We start from the raw sequence: 17,579 nt of genomic DNA on the forward strand, positions 1-17,579 counted from the left end.
AGCTTATGTTGGTATCGCGAAGTCTTGGTGCATGGGGAACGGCTGTGCTGGCAGGTGTCATCCTGGCCGGTTGTGCTGCCCAGGCAAACAGGGCTCCTGTGGAGGATCGCGGACAGTCGGCCTCCTCGTCTTCCGCTGTGGACGTCAAGTCGCTGCCCGGTGCTGAAAATGCCGGCAAGCCGGGTTACTACACCATCAAGCCCGGCGACACTCTGATCAAGATTGGTCTGGAGCACGGCCAGAGCTGGAAGGATATTGCTCGCTGGAGCAATCTGGACAATCCCAACGTGATCGAAGTCGGTCAGGTGGTGCGTGTGGTGCCGCCCGGACGTGACGTGCCTGCTGCATCGTCCGGTTCGGGCCGCGGTGTCGCGCCCGTCGTCGTAGGCGGCGGCAGCAACAGCAGCGCGGCGACGACCGCGCCCGTGACCCCTCCCGCGGCTACCGCAACGCCGGTTCCTTCCACACCGGCCACGAGCCCGGCACCAGTTGCCAAGGGCGCCGATGATGTGAACTTCATCTGGCCCGCCAGCGGCTCGCTGATTGCCGGCTTTGACGAGCAGCGCAACAAGGGTTACGACATCAGCGGCAAGGCCGGCGATCCCGTGCTGGCTGCGGCCGATGGCCGCGTCGTGTATGCCGGTGCCGGCCTGCGTGGTTATGGCAACCTCATCATCCTCAAGCACAACAACACCTATCTGACGGCCTACGCACACAACCAGTCCCTGCTGGTCAAGGAAGATCAGGCCGTGAAGAAGGGGCAGAAGATTGCGGAGATGGGCAGCACCGATGCCGATCGCGTCAAGCTGCACTTCGAGGTGCGTCGTCAGGGCAAGCCTGTCGATCCCTCGCGCTACCTGCCCTCGCGCTGAGCATGGCCTCGCAACGAAAGCAAGTCGCACAAGCCCCTGCCCTGCAGGGGCTTGTGCCTTCTGACACGGTCGAGCACAGCTGGGACGAGTCGGCCGATGACGGCCTGGCTTGTGCCGAGGTCGAGCACCGCGAACTCACGGTCGGCTCCGAGCATCATGGTCAGCGTGTGGACAAGGTGCTGGCACTGGGGGTGTCCGAATTCTCGCGCAGCTATCTGCAGCAATTGCTGGCCGACGGTGCGGTCACGCTCAACGGCAAGGTTCTGCTCAAGTCCTCGGTCAAGGTGGCAGTGGCTGACCGCCTGCGCGTGGAAATGCGGCCCACCCAGCAGAGCATGGCCTTCCAGCCCGAGGCCATGGATCTGCAGGTGGTCTATGAGGACGAGGATCTGCTGGTGATCAACAAGCCTGCGGGTCTGGTGGTGCATCCGGCACCCGGCAACTGGACGGGCACCCTGCTCAACGGTCTGCTGGCGCGTGACGAAAAAGCGCGTCAGGTGCCACGTGCCGGCATTGTCCACCGGCTGGACAAGGACACCAGCGGGCTGATGGTGGTTGCGCGCAATCGCAGCACCATGGATGCGCTCATCAAGATGATCGCCGCACGCGAGGTGAGCCGCCAGTATCTGGCGCTTGCCCACCACCCTTGGGGAAGCCGCAAGCACCGCGAGGTCGATGCGCCGATTGGCCGCGATCCGCGCAACCGCCTGCGCATGGCGGTGGTGGACCTGAATCTGCATCCCGGCAAGCAGGCGCGTACCGATTTTGACCTGCTCGATGGCGATGCCGCGCACAGCCTGGTGCGCTGCACGCTGCACACTGGTCGCACGCACCAGATCCGGGTGCACATGGCTTCGCTCGGCCATCCGCTGATTGCCGATGCGCTGTATGGGGGGCGCCCCGAGGGCGGGCTCGAGCGCCAGGCGTTGCATGCCTTCCGGCTTGCCTTCGCGCATCCGGTGACGAAAAAGCCGCTGGTCCACCATGCGCCGCTGCCACAAGACATGGCCGTCGCACTGGATTTATGGGGTCTGCGTTACAATCTGCCGGAAAGCCTCTGACCATCGCTCGCATGGCATCTCTGGGGCGCTTCCCTCTCTTCTTAGAATCAGGCGTCCCACCGAAGGCGGTGCGACAGCCTCTCCCGAAACGCTGCGCCCATGAATACGGTAGATGCCAAGCGGGTTCTTGAAACAGCATTGATTTGTGCCCCGCAGCCTGTGACGTTGCGGGAATTGCGCTCACTTTTTGATGATGTGCTGGGCTCGGACACGGTGAAGGATTTGCTGCTGGACTTGCAAAAGGACTGGGCCCTCAAGGGCGTGGAACTGGTGCAGGTGGCTTCGGGCTGGCGCTTTCAGAGCCGACCCGAGATGCGTGTCTACCTGGACAAGCTGCATCCCGAAAAGCCGCCCAAGTACACGCGGGCGACGCTGGAGACCCTGGCCATCATTGCCTACCGTCAGCCGGTCACGCGGGGTGACATCGAGGACATTCGCGGCGTGACCGTGAACAGCCTGATCATCAAGCAGCTGGAAGACCGAGGCTGGATCGAGGTCATCGGTCACCGTGAAACCGTGGGGCGGCCCGCGCTGTTTGCCACCACGCGCCAGTTTCTCGATGATCTCGGTCTGCAGTCGCTGGATCAACTGCCCATGCTGGAGGAAACCCAGGCCCAGCAAAGTCTGTTCAAGGCGCTGGATGGGGAGGAGGCTGAACCAGCCGCCGTGCCGGAGGCCGGTGCCGAAGAGGCCCCGCACCAGGAGGGCGTGGAGGCCGCAGAGCCGGCGGATGTCGCGACAGAGTCCGATGCGGCGGAGAGTGAGATCCTCCGTGCCCGGGATGAGGAAGATGGCGCGCAGGAGCTGCCGGGTATCGATGCCGAACCAGTGGCGCAAGCGCCGGCCGCGCTTGTGTCGGAGCTTCAGTCGGAGGTTGATGTACCAGAGCTGGAGGCATATCCGGATCAAGCGCAGGATGGCATTGCGAAGGCTGCTTCTGAAGAGATATCGGCCGGGTTGCCAGATCCGGAGCCTGGGCCGACCGAGGAGCCTGCGTCCGTGAGCCAGCCGAAGGCGGCCAGGCCCCCCAGGACTGCCAGGGAGGCAGAGCCGCAGCCCAAGCCGGCGGCCAAGAAAGCCGGACGTACCGAGTGGGTCGGTCTGAAGGCGTTTCTCGAGGATGACTACGGCAGCGACGACGACGAGGCCGAGGACGCAAAGACGAAAGCGCGGGCCGACGATGCCGTCGGGTCGGCAGAACAACGCATTGTGGAGGATGACGATGGCGTCATCCCCGAAGGAAAACTGGAATGAACAACGAGACATCGAACCCGATGCCCGAGACCGCAGCCGCTTCGCCCGAAGCCGAGCCGGTCAAGAAGACTCGCAAGCCCCGCGCAGCCAAGGCCGATGGTGCCAAGGATGCAGCCGAGGCCAAGAAGCCCGCAGCGCCGCGCAAGCGTGCCGGCGTCAAGAAGGACGCTGCTGGCGAGGTCAAGCCTGCGCGCAAGCGTGTCGCCAAGCCCCGTGCCGAAGAAGCCGCGGCCGTTGAGGAGCTGGCTCAGCCCGTGGCCGAGCACGAGCTGCAGTCCCAGGACCAGAGCCAAGACCAAGACCAGAGACGTGATGGGGCGGAGGCCGTGGTTGCCGAAGCGGCTGTGCAGAGCGTTGCCGCTCCTCATGGCTCCAGGGGGCGCAAGGGGCAGAACATCGACTTTGCCGATGTGATCTCGGGCGACTTCGACGACGAGGAAGAGAACGGCAGCGCCATGCCCGCCAAGCGCGTGCTGGCGCCCCAGGTTGACTCTCCCAAGCTGCACAAGGTGCTGGCCCAGGCCGGCATGGGTTCTCGCCTGGAGATGGAGCAGCTGATTCTGGAGGGGCGCATCTCGGTCAACAACGAGCCCGCCCACGTCGGTCAGCGCATTCAGTTCGGCGATATCGTCAAGGTCAACGGCCAGCCCATCCGCTTCCGTATCGATCCGCCGCCCGCACGTGTGATCGCCTACCACAAGCCCGTGGGGGAAGTGGTGACGCATGACGATCCGCAGAACCGTCCCACGGTGTTCCGCAAGCTGCCCAAGCTGCAGCATGGCAAGTGGCAGTCGGTGGGTCGTCTGGACCTGAACACCGAAGGCCTGCTGCTGTTCACCAGCTCGGGCGAGCTGGCGAACTCGCTCATGCATCCCCGCTTTGGCCTGGAGCGTGAATATGCGGCACGCGTGCTGGGCGCGCTGAGCAAGGAAGAAAAGCAGCGCCTGCTGGACGGCGTGCAGCTCGAAGACGGCGAAGCCAGCTTTGGTGCCGTGGAGGACGGCGGCGGCGAAGGTGCCAATTGCTGGTACCGCGTGACCATCTCCGAGGGGCGTAACCGCGAAGTGCGTCGCATGTTCGAGGCCGTGGGCCATGCGGTCAGCCGTCTGATCCGCATTCGCTATGGCGCCATGATGCTGCCGCGCGGTCTCAAGCGCGGCGCCTGGGTGGAGCTCGACCAGGCCGATATCCAGGCGCTGATGTCGGCTGCCGGCGTCAAGGAGCGTGCTCCCGTCGAGCGCAATCACAATGGCACCCGCGGTGCCAACAACCGCGGCGGCCGCAACAGCCGCAGCGGCGGTCGTGGCAACGGCATGAACGCCGATCGTGCACCCCAGGGTCGCCGCGAAGGCGGCGGTCAGCGCCGTGGCGAATGGGACGGCAATCGCCCGGCGCCCAGCGGCATGCTGGGCGACAGCCCGCGTAACAAGTCCGGCGGACGCTCCGGCGGCGCGGGCCGCGCGCAGGGAGGCGGTCAGCCCGACCCCATGCGCACTTCGGTGGGCTATATCGGCGGCGACAGCCTGTCGCGCGCTCGCCAGAATGCCAAGCGCCGCCCCGGCGGCGGCGGTGGTGGCCGCCGCGGTGGCCGCTAAAAAGGTATCCGTAAGGATTTGAGTGCTGCCTGGACTTCAAGGTCTCTGGCGGCACCGCTAAAATCAACTGTTTTGCTTTTTCGGCAAAAAACCATAGTAACCCTGATTAGGAAATAATCATCATGGCTATCGAACGTACCCTCTCCATCATCAAGCCCGACGCAGTTGCCAAGAACGTGATCGGTCAAATCTATGCCCGTTTCGAAGCTGCCGGCCTGAAGATCGTGGCTGCCAAGCTGGTGCACCTGTCGCGCGGCGAAGCCGAGCAGTTCTATGCCGTGCACAAGGAGCGTCCTTTCTTCAAGGATCTGGTGGACTTCATGGTCTCCGGCCCCGTGATGATTCAGGCGCTGGAAGGCGAGAACGCCATCCTGAAGAACCGTGAACTGATGGGCGCCACCGACCCCAAGAAGGCCGAGAAGGGCACCATCCGCGCCGACTTCGCCGACAGCATCGACGCCAATGCCGTGCACGGCTCCGACGCTGCTGAAACCGCTGCCGTGGAAGTTGCCTTCTTCTTCCCCGGCATGAACGTGTACTCGCGTTAATCCACGCTAGCTTTACAGCATGCTCTCGCTGACGCCAGCGCTTCGCCTGGGCGAAGCCGGTGTCAGCACTTGAAGATGCTGGCCACGGCGTGGCAAACACCGTTCGCAAGACGCCTCGCCACATGCCGATATGACTACTAATTTGCTTGATTTTGACCTCGAAGGACTGACCGCTTATTGCGAGCAGCTCGGGGAGAAGCGTTTCCGTGCGACGCAGCTGTTCCGCTGGATTCACCAGCGTGGCGCATCCGATTTCGACCAGATGACCGATCTGGCCAAGTCCCTGCGCGAAAAGCTCAAGAGCCGGGCCCACATTACCGCTTTGCCTGTGGTGACCGAGCATGTCTCTGCCGATGGCACCGTGAAGTGGCTGTTCGATGTGGGTGACGGCAATGCCGTCGAATCCGTTTTCATTCCCGAGGACGACCGTGGCACGCTGTGTGTCTCGTCCCAGGCCGGTTGCGCCGTGGGCTGCCGCTTTTGCTCGACGGGGCATCAGGGCTTCAGCCGCAACCTCGATACTGGCGAAATCCTTGCCCAGCTCTGGTATGCCGAACATTCGCTGCGCAAGCGTTTCGGTACCGAAGATCGCATCATCTCCAACGTGGTGATGATGGGCATGGGCGAGCCGTTGCAGAACTACAGCGCGCTGGTGCCGGCCCTGCGCGTGATGCTGGACGACCATGGCTACGGCCTGTCGCGCCGCCGTGTGACAGTGTCCACTTCCGGCGTGGTGCCGATGATGGATCGGCTGTCGCAGGATTGCGCCGTGGCGCTGGCCGTGTCGCTGCATGCGCCCAACGATCCGTTGCGCGACAACCTGGTGCCGCTGAACAAGAAATACCCGATTGCCGAGCTGCTGGACGCCTGCGAGCGTTATCTGGAGTTTGCTCCGCGCGACTTCATCACCTTCGAGTATTGCATGCTCGACGGCGTCAACGATCAGCCGGAGCATGCGCGCCAGCTGATAGAGTTGGTGCGCGCGCGCGGCGATGGCAAGAGCTGGTGCAAGTTCAACCTGATTCCGTTCAATCCTTTTCCGGCTTCGGGCTTGCTGCGCTCGTCCGCAGCGCGCGTGACCGAGTTCGCCGCCCTGCTCAGCAACGCGGGCATCGTGACCACGGTGCGAAAGACACGTGGCGACGATATCGACGCGGCCTGCGGTCAGCTGGCCGGTGACGTCAAGGATAGAACCCGCGCAGCCGAGCGTATGGCCAGGCAGCGCACCATCCCGCTCAAGCAGGTGTCTTGACGGAGCTTTGAATAAAGGACAATCGATGAGGGCAGTGGCACAGCGACCGGTTTGGCGACATTGGGGCTTGTGGGCCCGGTGGGGGGTACCGGTTGCGGTCGCGGCACTTGTGGGCTGTACCTCGACGACGACGACCACCACTTCCTCTACGTCCGTTCCCCAGGCTTCCGTGGTCAGCACGGGCGCAACCCAGGTCGCTGATGCCAATCGCCGTGCACAGATCCGTCTGGAACTGGCGGCCAACTACTTTCAGGCCGGGCGTCTGGACGTGGCCATGGATGAAGTGGGGCAGGCCTTGGCTGCCAAGCCCGATTACGCCGATGCATACGGTCTGCTGGGCCTGATCCTCATGCAGAACCAGGACTGGGTCCAGGCCGAGGTCGCCATGCGCAAGGCCGTGGACCTCAATCCGCGCGACGGCAACCAGATTCACAATTACGGCTGGATGCAATGTCAGCAAAAGCACTTCGATGTAGCCCAGCAATGGTTTGACAGGGCCTTGCAGGCGCCAGGCTATCGCGAGCAGCCCAAGACCCTGCTGGCCAAGGGCATGTGCTATCAGCAGGCAGGCCAGCTGGAGCCGGCCTACCAGAGCATGTTTCGCGCCTACGAGATGGATGTGGGCAACGCCGCCACCGGCTACAACCTGGCGAACGTGCTCTGGCTCAAGGGTGATCTGAAAAAAGCGCAGTTCTACATCCGGCGCTTGAATAACAATAGCAATCAGGCCAGCGCAGAAAGCCTCTGGCTGGGAATCAAAATAGACAGGGCATTGCACGACGACATTGGAGCGCGTCAACAGGCCGATCAGCTGCGCGAGCGTTTTCCTCAATCGCGTCAGTGGCTGGCCTATGAGCGCGGAGCTTTCAATGAGTGAGGCTGCGGTGGAAGAGGAAACTATGCAAAGCGAAGAGCAGGCGCCAACTCCGGCACAGACCACGGCGGGGGCCTTGTTGCGTCAGGCGCGGGAAGCGGCCCGCATGCAGCTGCCCGTGATGGCGGCAACATTGAAGGTGCCGCAGCGCAAGCTGGAAGCGCTGGAGGCTGATGACTACGCGGCCTTTCCCGATCATGTGTTCATGCGTGCCCTGGCCATGGGCATGTGCCGGACTTTGCATATCGAGGCCGATCCGGTGCTGGCCCTGCTGCCGCGCACCGAGATCAAAAGCCTGGCCAACACGGGCCCCGGCATCAACCAAGCCGTGAAGGTGCGCAGCAGCTTCAAGGTCACGGGGACATCGCTGGACTCCGGCAACAGCAGCTCGCGCAAGATCGCGGCAGGTGTGTTGATTCTGCTGGCGGCAGCGGCTGCCGTGTACTTTGTTCCATTCCATCAGGTGATCGACGGCACCGATGCGGCAGGCACTCAGGTTCAGGTGCCCGCGCCGCTCGAGTCCGGCGAGGCGGCGGTGGTGGCTGCTCCGGCGGCGATGCCCGCGACCCAGGCCAACGAGACTGCTCAGGGCGGATCGGCTGCGGCGTCGGAGCCGGCGGCGGTGGCTGCGGCCGGCGTGACGGGCGATGCTGCCGCTGCAACTCCGGCAGCTCCCGCAACTGCTGCCGCCGTGCCCCAGGCAGCCACTCCGGCGGCCGATGTCGCCTCGCCTGCGTCCGGCGCAGCCGGCCTGCTGGTGCTGAAGGCGAATGCCGGCCAGTCCTGGGTCAAGGTCAAGGACGGGACCGGCAAGGTGGTGCTGGAAAAGACCCTGTCCAAGGATGAATCTGCGACGGCCGAAGGCCCGTTGCCCCTGTCGGTGATCGTGGGCAATGCCAAGGGCACGCAGGTGACAGTACGTGGCGAACCCTTCGATATCTCGAGCACGCGCGACAATGTGGCTCGCTTCGAGGTGAAGTAACCGTTCGAGGTAAACAAGAGTGCAAGATTCTCAAAGTTCGCAGCCGCTCGGTCAGGCGATATCCATCGCCAGCCCGCTGCCGCGCAGATCGCGCCAGGCCCGTGTGGTGTGGCGCAACAACGTGGTCACCGTGGGGGGCGATGCGCCTGTGCGCGTGCAGTCCATGACCAATACCGACACGGTGGATGCGGTGGAAACCGCCATCCAGGTACGCCAGCTGGCCCAGGCCGGCTCCGAGATGGTGCGCATCACGGTGAACACGCCCGAGGCGGCGGCGGCCGTTCCGTACATCCGCGAGCAACTCGACCGCATGGGCGAGTATGTGCCGCTGGTCGGAGACTTCCACTACAACGGCCACCGTCTGCTGACCGATTACCCTGACTGCGCCCAGGCGCTGTCCAAGTACCGCATCAATCCCGGCAACGTGGGCAAGGGCGACAAGAAAGACAAGCAGTTCGGCCAGATGATCGAGATCGCTGCCCGCTACGACAAGGCCGTGCGCATCGGCGTGAACTGGGGCTCGCTCGACCAGGAAATCATGGCCGAGCTCATGGATCAGAACAGCCGGCGTGCCCAGCCCTGGGAGACACGCCAGGTCATGTACGAAGCGCTGATCACCTCGGCCATCACCTCGGCCGAGCTGGCCAGGACGATCGGACTGAATCCCGACAACATCATCCTGTCGTGCAAGGTCAGCGGCGTGCAGGACCTGATCTCGGTCTACCGGGAGCTGGCGCGCCGCTGCGACTACGCCCTGCACCTGGGCCTGACCGAGGCCGGCATGGGCACCAAGGGTACGGTGGCCTCCACCGCTGCGCTGTCGGTCCTGCTGCAGGAAGGCATCGGCGACACGATTCGCGTCTCGCTCACGCCCCAGCCCGGCGAAGCCCGTACCCAGGAAGTCGTGGTGGCCTCCGAAATTCTGCAGGCTCTGGGCCTGCGCGTGTTCGTGCCCAGCGTCACCGCCTGCCCGGGCTGCGGCCGCACCACCAGCACCACCTTCCAGGAACTGGCCAAGAGGATCGATGACTTCCTGCGCGGGGAAATGCCCGTCTGGCGCACGCGGTTTCCCGGCGTGGAGGCCCTGAAGGTGGCGGTGATGGGCTGCATCGTCAACGGCCCCGGCGAGAGCAAGCATGCCGATATCGGCATCAGCCTGCCCGGCAATGGCGAAGCGCCTGCGGCACCGGTGTTCATCGACGGGGAGAAAGCCCTGACGCTGCGCGGCGAACATATCGCCGAGGAGTTCCAGGCCCTGGTGCAGGAGTATGTACAGCGGCGCTACGGGCAGAAGGCCTGAGCGGTTCAAGCGCCTGCAGCGCCCCGGTGATTGCGCTTGCTGGCACAATGCCGGCGAGCCGGTACTTTGGAATTGATAGCTGCTTACGCACTATCTATATGGATTTGAATTAGGTTTCTAGCTAAAAAGCATAATTGCCAAGTTCAATGTGCTCTTTTTTTGCTAGTAGCCCAAGTGTGAGATTTCACGTGGCCAAGAACGAAAAACTGACTGCCGTCAAAGGCATGAACGACATCCTCCCCCCCGACTCGGCGCGCTGGGAGTGGTTTGAAGCCAAGGTGCGCGATCTGATGGGGCGCTTCGCCTATCGCAATATCCGCACTCCCATCGTCGAGCCCACGGCCCTGTTTGTGCGCGGCCTGGGCGAGGTGACCGATATCGTCGAAAAGGAGATGTACTCCTTTGAAGACAAGCTCAACGGCGAGCACCTGACCCTTCGCCCCGAAGGCACGGCCGGCGTGGTGCGTTCGGTGGTGGAAAACAATCTGCTGTACGAAGGCGGCAAGCGCCTGTTCTACATCGGCCAGATGTTCCGCCACGAACGTCCCCAGCGCGGCCGCTACCGCCAGTTCCACCAGGTCGGCGTGGAAGCCCTGGGCTTTGCCGGTCCCGAGCTGGATGCCGAGGTCATTCTGCTGGCTGCGCAGCTGTGGAAGGAGCTGGGCATCGATGGCGTGCGTCTGGAATTGAACAGCCTGGGTCAGCCAGAGGAGCGCAAGGCGCACCGCGCGGCCCTGATCGCCTACTTCGAGCAGCACACCGACGTGATGGACGAGGAAGCCAGGCGCCGCATGCACAGCAACCCGCTGCGCGTGCTCGACACCAAGAATCCGGCCATGCAGGACATGGTCAATGCCGCCCCCAGGCTGATGGACTACCTGGGGGATGCCTCCAAGGCCCACCTGAAGGCCGTGCAGGACATTCTGGATGCCAACGATGTGGCCTGGAGCCTGAACCCGCGCCTGGTGCGCGGCATGGACTATTACAACCTCACGGTATTCGAGTTCATCACCGACAAGCTGGGCTCGCAAGGCACCATCTGCGGTGGTGGTCGCTACGACTACCTGATCGAGGAAATCGGCGGCAAGCCCGCACCGGCCGTAGGCTGGGGCATGGGCGTCGAGCGCGTGCTCGAGGTGCTCAAGGAGGTGGGGGCCGAGATTCCCCAGCCCGCAGCCGATGTCTATGCCATCATCCCCGATGCCTCGGCGCTGCCCCAGGTCTTCAAGACCGTGCAGCAGCTGCGCGCAGCCGGCGTGGCGGTGCAGATGCACGCTGCCGCCGGCGGCTCGGCCGAGGGCATGGGCTCGATGAAGTCCCAGTTCAAGAAGGCCGATGGCTCGGGCGCACGCTTCGCCCTGATCTTCGGCGCGGACGAACTGTCCCAGGGCAAGGTCACCGTGAAGTCGCTGCGCGACGGCGAAGGCCAGCAGGTGCAGCAGACTCTGGCGGACGTGGCCCTGTGGGCCGCCAGCCTAAAATCGGCGGTTTGATTTTCCGCTTCCCGCTTTCGGACCAGCGTTCCACTCAATCTAAGTAGCCATGGCAAACCATCTCGATCTTGAAGAACAAGAGCAAATTGAGCAGCTCAAGCATTTCTGGAATTCCTGGGGAACCCTGATCACCAGTGTGCTGGTCGTGGTCTTTCTCGGACTGGCTGGCTGGAACGGCTGGCAGTACTGGCAAAAGCGCCAGGCGACCCAGGCCTCGGCGCTGGAGTTCGCGGTGGACGAAGCGCTGACGGCCAAGGACGCCGCCCGTGCAGACCAGGCTTTCGGCGAGCTGAGGGACAAGTACGCAGGTACGGCCCAGGCCGCCCAGACGGCCTTGCTGATGGCCAAGGCCTCGGTGGACGCCGGCAAGCTCGATGACGCCAAGGCGCAGCTGAGCTGGGTGGCAGACAAGGGTGACGAAGGTTTCAGGGCTCTGGCGCGCATTCGCCTGTCTTCGGTGCTGGAGCAGCAAAAAAGCTATGACGAAGGCCTGAAGGCGCTCGAAGCGGCCATGCCTGAATCCTACGCCGGTCTGCAGGCCGACCGCCGCGGCGACCTGTACGGTGCGATGGGCAAGCCGGCCGAGGCGATTGCCCAGTACCAGCTCGCCTACAAGGCGCTGGACAAGGATCTGGATTACCGCCACCTGGTGGAGTTCAAGCTCAATGCGCTGGGTGCGGCCCCTGAAACCGCCACTCTGGTCAAGACAACGCCGTCGGAGAAATAATCTTGAAGACTTTTGCCCATCCAGTGAAATCCGCTGCTCCCGCAGCGCAATCCGCAGCCCGTGTGCTGGTGCTGACCGCTGTGGCCGCCTCGCTGGCTGCCTGCTCCATGTTCGGCGGCAAGGACAAGCCCAAGCCTCAGGATCTGGGGCCCAACCCCGGCAAGATCGCGGTGCATCAGGCCTGGTCGGCCAAGCTGGGCAGCGAAGTGCCCCTGGCCATGCCTGCACTGGTGCAGGGCAATACCGTCACCGTGGTCACCAAGGATGGCAGCGTCACCACGCTGGACGGCAATACCGGCAGCCAGCTGGGCAGGTTCAGCGCGGGCGAGCCGCTGACCACCGGTGTGGGCAGTGATGGCCAGCGCACGGCGGTGGTCACGCGCAGCAATCAGCTCATGGTCTTTGCCGACGGCAAGCCGCTGTGGAAGAGCAATCTGAGTGCCGCCGTCTATACACCGCCTCTGGTGGCTGGCGGTCGCGTGTTCGTCATGGCTGCAGACCGTTCCCTGGCGGCTTTCGATGCGAACACCGGTCGTGAGCTGTGGTCTGTCGAAGGCCCCAGCAATGAACCGCTTATTCTGCGCCAGCCCGGCGTTTTGCAGGCCGTTGGTAATAATCTGGTGGTGGGCGTGTCCGGACGTCTGGCCGGTGTGGATCCCGACAATGGCGCGGTGCGCTGGATGGCGCCTCTGGCCGCACCGCGCGGCACCAACGATGTGGAGCGGCTGGTGGACCTCGTGGGCCCGGTCAGCCGTGTGGACGGCAGCGTCTGCGCACGCGCCTTCCAGGCCACTGTGGGCTGTGTGGATGTGAGCACGGCCAATGTGCGCTGGACGCAGACCTCCAAGGGCAGCGATGGCGTTGCCGGCGACGAGCGGGCCGTGTTCGGTGCGGAAAGCAATGGCACGGTACAGGCGTGGAACCGTGCAGACGGTCAGCGTCTGTGGTCCATCGACAAGCTGCAGTACCGCAAGCTGACGGCGCCTCTGGTGCTGGGCCGCTCCGTGGTGCTGGCCGATGATTTGGGGACAGTGCATATGCTCTCGCGTGAAGACGGCTCTGCACTGGCCCGTTTGGAAACTGACAAGGCAGGAGTTGCCACTTCCCCGGTTGTTGCCGCCAATACCCTGGTGGTCGTCAGCCGCAGCGGAACTGTGTATGGCTTCAAGCCGGATTGATAGGTTGTTTTTGGAATGAAGCCAGTTATTGCCCTGGTAGGGCGCCCGAATGTGGGCAAGTCGACGCTGTTCAATCGACTCACGAAGTCGAGGGATGCCATCGTCGCCGACTTTGCAGGGCTGACGCGTGACCGCCACTACGGCCAGGGTCGTCAGGGCAAGCACGAGTACATCGTCATCGATACGGGCGGTTTCGAGCCGGACGCGTCGCGAGGCATCTTCAAGGAGATGGCCAAGCAGACGCAGCAGGCCGTGGCGGAAGCCGATGTCGTGATCTTCGTGCTGGATGCGCGTGCCGGTCTGTCCGGCCAGGACCACGAGATCGGCAACTACCTGCGCCGTCTGGGCAAGCCCACCGTGCTGGTGGCCAACAAGGCCGAAGGCATGAAGGATGGCGTGCAGCTGTCCGAGTTCTACGAACTGGGTCTTGGCGAGGTCATGCCGGTGTCCGCAGCCCACGGTCAGGGCGTGCGCAGCCTGGTCGATGCGGCCCTGGGCCTGCTGAACCTGCCCGAGCCTGAAGAGGACACTTTCGGCGAGGAAGACCAGAAGCCCGTGCGCCTGGCGGTGGCGGGTCGCCCCAATGCCGGCAAATCCACACTGATCAACACCTGGCTGGGTGAAGAGCGGCTGGTGGCTTTCGACATGCCCGGCACCACGCGCGACGCCATCACCGTGCCTTTCGAGCGCAATGGCCAGAAGTTCGAGCTGATCGACACTGCGGGCCTGCGCCGCAAGGGCAAGGTCTTCGAAGCCATCGAGAAGTTCTCGGTGGTCAAGACGCTGCAGGCCATCGAAGGCGCCAACGTGGTGCTGCTGCTCATCGATGCCACGCAGGGCGTGACCGACCAGGACGCCCATATCGCGGGCTACATCCTGGAGAGCGGCCGCTCGGTGGTGCTGGGCATCAACAAGTGGGATGCCGTCGATGACTACCAGCGCCAGATGCTGGAGCGCTCCATCGAGACACGCCTGTCGTTTCTGAAGTTCGCGCCGCTGCACTTTATCTCCGCACAGAAGCGCCAGGGGCTCGAGCCCCTGTGGAAATCCATCATCCAGGCCCATCGTGCAGCCACCTGCAAGATGCCCACGCCGGTGCTGACACGCATCCTGATGGAGTCGATCCAGTTCCAGACACCCAAGAAGGTAGGGGCCTATCGTCCCAAGATGCGCTATGCCCACCAGGGGGGCATGAACCCGCCGATCATCGTGATCCACGGCAACTCGCTGGAGCTGGTCACGGATGCGTACAAGCGTTTCCTGGAAGGTCGCTTCCGCAAAGAATTCAATCTTGTCGGCACCCCGTTGCGCATCGACTTGAAAACCTCTCATAATCCTTACGCCGACAAGGATTAACAGCCGTCTGCTTGCCCCTGGGGAAAACCCTTTTTCACCGTTTTCCCCAGGCCCTGTGGTAATGTGTCGGTTTACAACAACACTCTTCGAACACGGAGAATATCGTGAGCAATAAAGGTCAACTCCTCCAAGATCCGTTCCTGAACGCACTGCGTCGCGAACATGTGCCCGTTTCCATCTACCTGGTCAACGGCATCAAGCTGCAGGGCCAAATCGAGTCGTTCGACCAATACGTGGTGCTTCTGCGCAACACCGTGACCCAGATGGTTTACAAGCACGCCATCTCCACCATCGTTCCCGGCCGTGCCGTGAACTTCTCGGCCGCTACGCCGGCTGACAACGACGCCCCCGCTGCCTAAGCTTTCTTGCGTCAACGCCCGCCGGCCAGCCCGGCGCGGCTCTTACCCTACGGGACAGGTATTTGAGTTCTGAATCCTTTGAACGTTCCGCGTCTGCGCCAGTGCTGCTGGTGGGCGTGGATTTTGGTGTTCCCCATTTCGACGACGAGCTGGAAGAGCTGGGCTTGCTGGCCCAGACCGCTGGCTTGCACCCCGTGGCGCGCTTGACCTGCAAGCGCAAAGCCCCCGATCCCGCGCTGTTCGTGGGCAGCGGCAAGGCGGATGAAATCCGCATGCTGGCCCAGATGCATGGCGCCAAGGAAGTCTGGTTCGACCAGTCCCTGAGCCCGGCGCAGCAGCGCAATCTGGAGCGCCATATCCAGATGCCGGTCAACGACCGGACCATGCTGATTCTCGAAATCTTCGCCCAGCGTGCACGCAGCCATGAAGGCAAGCTGCAGGTGGAACTGGCCCGGCTGCAGTACATCAGCACGCGCCTGGTCCGCCGCTGGAGCCACTTGGAGCGTCAGGCCGGCGGTATCGGCGGCCGTGGCGGCCCCGGTGAAAAGCAGATCGAGCTGGACCGCCGCATGATCGACGATGCCATCAAGCGCACCAAGGAGCGCCTGAAAAAAGTCAAGAAGCAGCGTTCCACGCAAAGGCGCCAGCGCTCGCGCCGCGAAGTATTCAATATTTCCCTGGTCGGCTATACCAATGCCGGCAAATCCACGCTGTTCAACGCCATGGTCAAGGCTCGCGCCTATGCTGCGGACCAGCTGTTTGCCACACTGGATACCACCACCCGGCAGATGTATCTGGCGGAGGCCGAGGAGTCGGTTTCCCTGTCGGACACCGTCGGTTTTATTCGTGACTTGCCGCACGGTCTGGTGGACGCTTTCCAGGCCACCCTCCAGGAGGCGATAGACGCCGATCTGCTGCTGCATGTCGTGGATGCATCGAACCCCGGATTTCCGGAACAAATACAACAAGTCCAAAAAGTTCTGGGTGAAATCGGGGCCGATGATGTGCCCCAGATTCTGGTTTTCAACAAGCTGGATGCCATCGAGTCCGAGCGTCAGCCTGCCGTGCTGCAGGACATGTACGAGCTCGATGGCGTGCCGGTGCCGCGTGTGTTTGTCAGTGCTCGCTCGGGGCAGGGACTTTCACAGCTGCGGCAGATGTTGGCTGACCGGGTTTTGCAGGTACGTGAAGAGGCGGCACGCGAAGAAGTCGGGGGGCAGGACGATCCTTGCCGGATGTCCCCTGATGACGACGCGCAATACTAGGGGCTTGCGCCCCTATTGGGCACAATGCTTGCCATGGTCCATGTCTTTTTGAAAACACAGAGACGTCTCGCATGAATTTTTCTCAACGCGTCCATCGCCTGGCGATGCTGCCGCAACGCATTCGCGGGATGTTCAATTTGAACGATCCGCGCTGGGGTCGTGGCGACAACAACGAAGATAGCTCCAAGCCGGACAACTCGGCACCAGACAGTGAGCGCCCTCCGATGCCGCCTGCGCCCGAGCAGCGTCCCCGTCCTTCCTCTTCCCAGCAAGGCCAGCCGCCAGATCTGGAAGAGGTTTGGCGCGACCTCAATCGCAAGCTTTCGGGTCTGTTCGGAGGCGGCTCGGGCAATGGCCGCGGTGTGCCTCCCAGCCGCAGCGGCGGTCAGCCTGGAGAGCCCTTCAATCCCGGAAAGGGCATTTTCCTGATCGCCGGCGTGGCCGTGCTGATCTGGCTGGGCACGGGCTTTTTCATCGTGCAGGAAGGCCAGCAGGCCGTCATCACCCAGTTCGGCAAGTACAAGGGAACCGTGGGTGCCGGCTTCAACTGGCGTCTGCCTTATCCTGTCCAGAAGCATGAGCTGGTCTACGTTTCGCAGATTCGCTCGGCCGAGGTGGGCAGCGACAACATCGTGCGCGGGACGGGTCTGCGGGCATCGGCCATGCTGACCGAGGACGAGAACATCGTCGAGATCAAGTTTGCCGTTCAGTACCGCCTGAGCGATGCACGGGCCTGGCTGTTCGAGAGCCGCAATCCGTCCGAGGCCGTGGTTCAGGTGGCAGAGTCTGCCGTGCGCGAAGTCGTCGGCAAGATGAAGATGGACGCGGCCCTGTCCGAGGAGCGCGACCAGATCGCTCCGCGCGTGCGCGACCTGATGCAGTCCATCCTGGATCGTTATCAGATCGGCGTCGAGGTGGTGGGCATCAATATGCAGCAGGGCGGCGTGCGTCCGCCCGAGCAGGTGCAGGCCTCGTTCGACGACGTGCTCAAGGCCGGTCAGGAGCGCGAGCGTGCCAAGAACGAAGCCCAGGCCTATGCCAACGATGTGGTGCCCCGTGCAGCGGGTGCAGCCGCGCGTCTGAGCGAAGAGGCCGCGGCCTACAAGTCCAAGATCGTGGCGCAGGCTCAGGGTGATGCCGGACGCTTCGGTTCGCTGTATTCCGAGTACCAGAAGGCCCCTCAGGTCACGCGCGATCGCCTCTACATCGATGCGATGCAGCAGGTCTATACCAATGTGACCAAGGTTCTGGTGGAGTCCCGTCAGGGCTCCGATCTGCTGTATCTGCCGCTGGACAAGATCATGCAGAACGTGACCGGCGGTGCAGCTGCTGCGGCTCCCTCGGGGGATGCCGCTGCCGGTGGCGCAGCCTCGGCTCCAGCCAACGTTCGTGTAGTTCCCAATCCCGCAGGTGACGCCCGCAGCCGCGATGCGCGCAGCCGTGACCGTGACGCACGCTAGGAG

Annotated in this window: 16 protein-coding genes; all 16 read left to right on the forward strand. The window is 63.4% G+C overall.

Annotation, left to right across the window (positions count from 1 at the left end; all coding sequences use genetic code 11):
• Positions 1 to 5: 5 nt before the first annotated feature.
• The 16 genes from E2583_RS23680 (at position 6) to hflK (ending at position 17,576) form a co-directional block, all read left to right on the forward strand.
• Positions 6 to 872 carry a peptidoglycan DD-metalloendopeptidase family protein gene (locus E2583_RS23680; protein WP_291599276.1) on the forward strand — a complete coding sequence of 289 codons (867 nt, stop codon included), beginning with the start codon at positions 6 to 8 and terminating at the stop codon, positions 870 to 872.
• Positions 873 to 874: 2 nt separating this feature from the next.
• Positions 875 to 1,933 (forward strand): RluA family pseudouridine synthase, encoded by a 1,059-nt coding sequence (locus tag E2583_RS23685; RefSeq protein ID WP_291599277.1) that lies wholly within the window; start codon positions 875 to 877, stop codon positions 1,931 to 1,933.
• Positions 1,934 to 2,032: 99 nt separating this feature from the next.
• Positions 2,033 to 3,187: an SMC-Scp complex subunit ScpB gene (gene scpB, locus E2583_RS23690; protein WP_291599279.1), complete on the forward strand. Its 1,155-nt coding sequence runs from the start codon at positions 2,033 to 2,035 to the stop codon at positions 3,185 to 3,187.
• Entirely contained in the window at positions 3,184 to 4,782 is a 1,599-nt protein-coding gene (locus tag E2583_RS23695) for a pseudouridine synthase (RefSeq protein ID WP_291599281.1), read from the forward strand. The genes scpB and E2583_RS23695 overlap by 4 nt, the downstream gene beginning before the upstream one ends.
• A gap of 122 nt (positions 4,783 to 4,904) precedes the next feature.
• Positions 4,905 to 5,330, forward strand: coding sequence for a nucleoside-diphosphate kinase (gene ndk, locus E2583_RS23700; protein WP_158386264.1), 426 nt, complete (start codon positions 4,905 to 4,907; stop codon positions 5,328 to 5,330).
• Positions 5,331 to 5,460: 130 nt separating this feature from the next.
• On the forward strand, positions 5,461 to 6,582 hold the full coding sequence (gene rlmN, locus E2583_RS23705; RefSeq protein WP_291599284.1) for a 23S rRNA (adenine(2503)-C(2))-methyltransferase RlmN: 1,122 nt from the start codon (positions 5,461 to 5,463) through the stop codon (positions 6,580 to 6,582).
• A 25-nt stretch (positions 6,583 to 6,607) separates the two neighbouring features.
• On the forward strand, positions 6,608 to 7,459 hold the full coding sequence (gene pilW / locus E2583_RS23710; protein WP_291599286.1) for a type IV pilus biogenesis/stability protein PilW: 852 nt from the start codon (positions 6,608 to 6,610) through the stop codon (positions 7,457 to 7,459).
• Positions 7,452 to 8,438 (forward strand): helix-turn-helix domain-containing protein, encoded by a 987-nt coding sequence (locus E2583_RS23715; RefSeq protein ID WP_291599288.1) that lies wholly within the window; start codon positions 7,452 to 7,454, stop codon positions 8,436 to 8,438. The genes pilW and E2583_RS23715 overlap by 8 nt, the downstream gene beginning before the upstream one ends.
• 19 nt (positions 8,439 to 8,457) lie before the next feature.
• Complete coding sequence (gene ispG / locus E2583_RS23720) at positions 8,458 to 9,738, forward strand: flavodoxin-dependent (E)-4-hydroxy-3-methylbut-2-enyl-diphosphate synthase (protein WP_291599290.1); 1,281 nt, start codon at positions 8,458 to 8,460, stop codon at positions 9,736 to 9,738.
• 146 nt (positions 9,739 to 9,884) lie between these two features.
• Positions 9,885 to 11,231 carry a histidine--tRNA ligase gene (hisS, locus tag E2583_RS23725; RefSeq protein ID WP_291599292.1) on the forward strand — a complete coding sequence of 449 codons (1,347 nt, stop codon included), beginning with the start codon at positions 9,885 to 9,887 and terminating at the stop codon, positions 11,229 to 11,231.
• A gap of 49 nt (positions 11,232 to 11,280) precedes the next feature.
• A complete protein-coding gene (locus E2583_RS23730; protein WP_291599295.1) occupies positions 11,281 to 11,958 on the forward strand; it encodes a tetratricopeptide repeat protein in 678 nt (225 codons plus the stop codon).
• A gap of 2 nt (positions 11,959 to 11,960) precedes the next feature.
• Positions 11,961 to 13,136, forward strand: coding sequence for an outer membrane protein assembly factor BamB (gene bamB / locus E2583_RS23735; RefSeq protein WP_291599297.1), 1,176 nt, complete (start codon positions 11,961 to 11,963; stop codon positions 13,134 to 13,136).
• A gap of 15 nt (positions 13,137 to 13,151) precedes the next feature.
• Positions 13,152 to 14,492, forward strand: coding sequence for a ribosome biogenesis GTPase Der (gene der / locus E2583_RS23740; protein ID WP_291599298.1), 1,341 nt, complete (start codon positions 13,152 to 13,154; stop codon positions 14,490 to 14,492).
• 104 nt (positions 14,493 to 14,596) lie between these two features.
• Positions 14,597 to 14,851, forward strand: coding sequence for an RNA chaperone Hfq (hfq, locus tag E2583_RS23745; RefSeq protein WP_003053328.1), 255 nt, complete (start codon positions 14,597 to 14,599; stop codon positions 14,849 to 14,851).
• Positions 14,852 to 14,913: 62 nt separating this feature from the next.
• Positions 14,914 to 16,116 carry a GTPase HflX gene (hflX, locus tag E2583_RS23750; RefSeq protein ID WP_291599301.1) on the forward strand — a complete coding sequence of 401 codons (1,203 nt, stop codon included), beginning with the start codon at positions 14,914 to 14,916 and terminating at the stop codon, positions 16,114 to 16,116.
• A gap of 71 nt (positions 16,117 to 16,187) precedes the next feature.
• Positions 16,188 to 17,576: an FtsH protease activity modulator HflK gene (hflK, locus tag E2583_RS23755; protein WP_291599302.1), complete on the forward strand. Its 1,389-nt coding sequence runs from the start codon at positions 16,188 to 16,190 to the stop codon at positions 17,574 to 17,576.
• Positions 17,577 to 17,579 lie beyond the last annotated feature (3 nt).

Source organism: Comamonas sp. (assembly GCF_009360615.1).
Taxonomy (GTDB): Bacteria; Pseudomonadota; Gammaproteobacteria; order Burkholderiales; family Burkholderiaceae_C; genus Comamonas.